The sequence below is a fragment of the Micromonospora acroterricola genome (assembly GCF_003172955.1).
GTDB lineage: Bacteria > Actinomycetota > Actinomycetes > Mycobacteriales > Micromonosporaceae > Micromonospora > Micromonospora acroterricola.
The window spans coordinates 1-1,669 of sequence record NZ_QGKR01000013.1; the positions used below are offsets into that span (position 1 = coordinate 1).

Consider the following 1,669-nt stretch of genomic DNA (forward strand, 5'->3'; position numbering starts at 1 on the left):
GGCCTGCGACGCGACCGCCGGCCTGATCGGCGCCGCCGCGCACCACCTGCTGCCGCTGCCCGCTGCCCGCGAGACCGACAACCCGCCGGCCCGGAGCGGGCCGGCGGACCTGCCGCACGGAGGGGGACCAGCCAACCCGCCGGCAGGGGAGAGGCCGACCGCCCCGCCGGTTGGTGGGCGACCGACCGCCCCGCCGGCCGGGCAGATACTGACCGCCCCGCCGCCCGGGAAGGGACCGACTGCCCCGCTGGCCCGGCAACGGACGGTGGATCTGCTGGTCGAGGTGCTGCGACTCGACCCGCCGGTACGGGCCACGCGGCGGGTCACCATCGGCGCGGTACGGCTCGGCGGGCGGGACCTGCCGCCCGGCAGCCCGGTGCTGCTGCGGTTCGACGCGGCGAACCGTGACCCGCTGGTGTTCGCCGAGCCGGCCGCGTTCCGGCCTGACCGGCCCGGCGCCGGGCTGCTCACCTTCGGGGCGGGGGAGCGTGGGTGTCCCGGCGACCGGCACGCCCTGGCCCTCGCCGCCGGGGTGCTCGACGTGCTGCGGGAACGCTGCCTGCGTACCCCTGCGGTGCTGCGGCACGAGCCACACCCGACCCTGCGTGTCCCGACGAGCCTGGAGGTGAGCGTCCGATGACCGACCGTCGTGCCGCGTTCCGCGCCCTGCACCACACCGGCCGTCCGCTGCTGCTGCCGAACGCCTGGGACCACGCCTCGGCGGCGGCGCTCGCCGCGGGCGGCCATCCGGCGATCGGCACCACCAGTCTCGGCGTCGCCGCCGCCGCCGGCCGTCCCGACGGCGTGGCGGCCACCGCCGAGCAGACCCTGGCCCTGACGCGCCGGCTCGGCCGGCTGCCGCTGCTGCTCACCGTCGACGTGGAGGCCGGGTTCAGCGACGATCCGGGCGCGGTCGCCGGGTACGTGGCGGAGCTGGCCGGGCTCGGCGCCGTCGGGATCAACCTGGAGGACGGACGCGCCGACGGCACCCTGGCCGACCTTGCCCGCACCGCCGAGACGATCGCGGCGGTGAAGGCGGCGGTGCCGGACCTGTTCGTCAACGCCCGCACCGACACCTGGTGGCTGGGCGTGGCCGACCCGCTGCCGCAGACCCTCACTCGCGCCCGGGCCTACGTGGCCGCTGGCGCCGACGGGATCTTCGTGCCGGGCATCGTCGACCTGGCGACCCTGCGGGTGCTCGCCGAACGGGTCGACGCGCCGCTGAACGCGCTGTACCAGCCGGGCGGGCCGACGCTGGACGAGTTGGGCCGGGCCGGGGTCGCCCGGGTCAGCACCGGCTCCCTGCTGTTCCGCGCCGCGCTGGCCGCCGCGGTCGCCACCGCCGACGCGGTCCGCGCCGGCCGGTTCGTGGCGCCCTCGGGGCTGCCGTCGTACGCCGAGGTGCAGGGCCTGGTGCCCACGGCCGGCGCGTGACGGTCCCGCCGCCGGTCAGCCGTGGGTTCGTCACCGGCCGACGCGGCTGACGTGCCTCGGCCACGCCGCTCCCTTCGGGGTAGATAGGAGGATTGTTCGGTCCGTTCCGGTCCAGCTGATTACGGTGTGTTCAGGGCGATGTACCCGAAGTCGTGGCCGGAGAAGGGACCCCCGTCATGCGAGTGCCCAGCCGTAGCCCGGGACAGCAACCCGGCACGCCCACGTCGCCCACCGC

At 77.0% G+C, this 1,669-nt stretch carries 2 protein-coding genes; both read left to right on the plus strand.

The annotated features are described in order from the left end of the window. Window positions 1–640: cytochrome P450 (locus DKT68_RS31665; RefSeq protein WP_236646637.1), on the plus strand; the 640-nt coding region annotated here is incomplete at its 5' end. Continuing rightward, a complete protein-coding gene (locus tag DKT68_RS00090; RefSeq protein WP_109815412.1) occupies window positions 637–1,434 on the plus strand; it encodes an isocitrate lyase/PEP mutase family protein in 798 nt (265 codons plus the stop codon). The genes DKT68_RS31665 and DKT68_RS00090, both read left to right, overlap by 4 nt. Window positions 1,435–1,669: the final 235 nt, after the last annotated feature.

Excerpts from the sequence above, each read along its gene's own strand:
- DKT68_RS00090 (WP_109815412.1), top strand. The coding sequence starts at position 637 with ATGACCGACCGTCGTGCCGCGTTCCGCGCCCTGCACCACACCGGCCGT.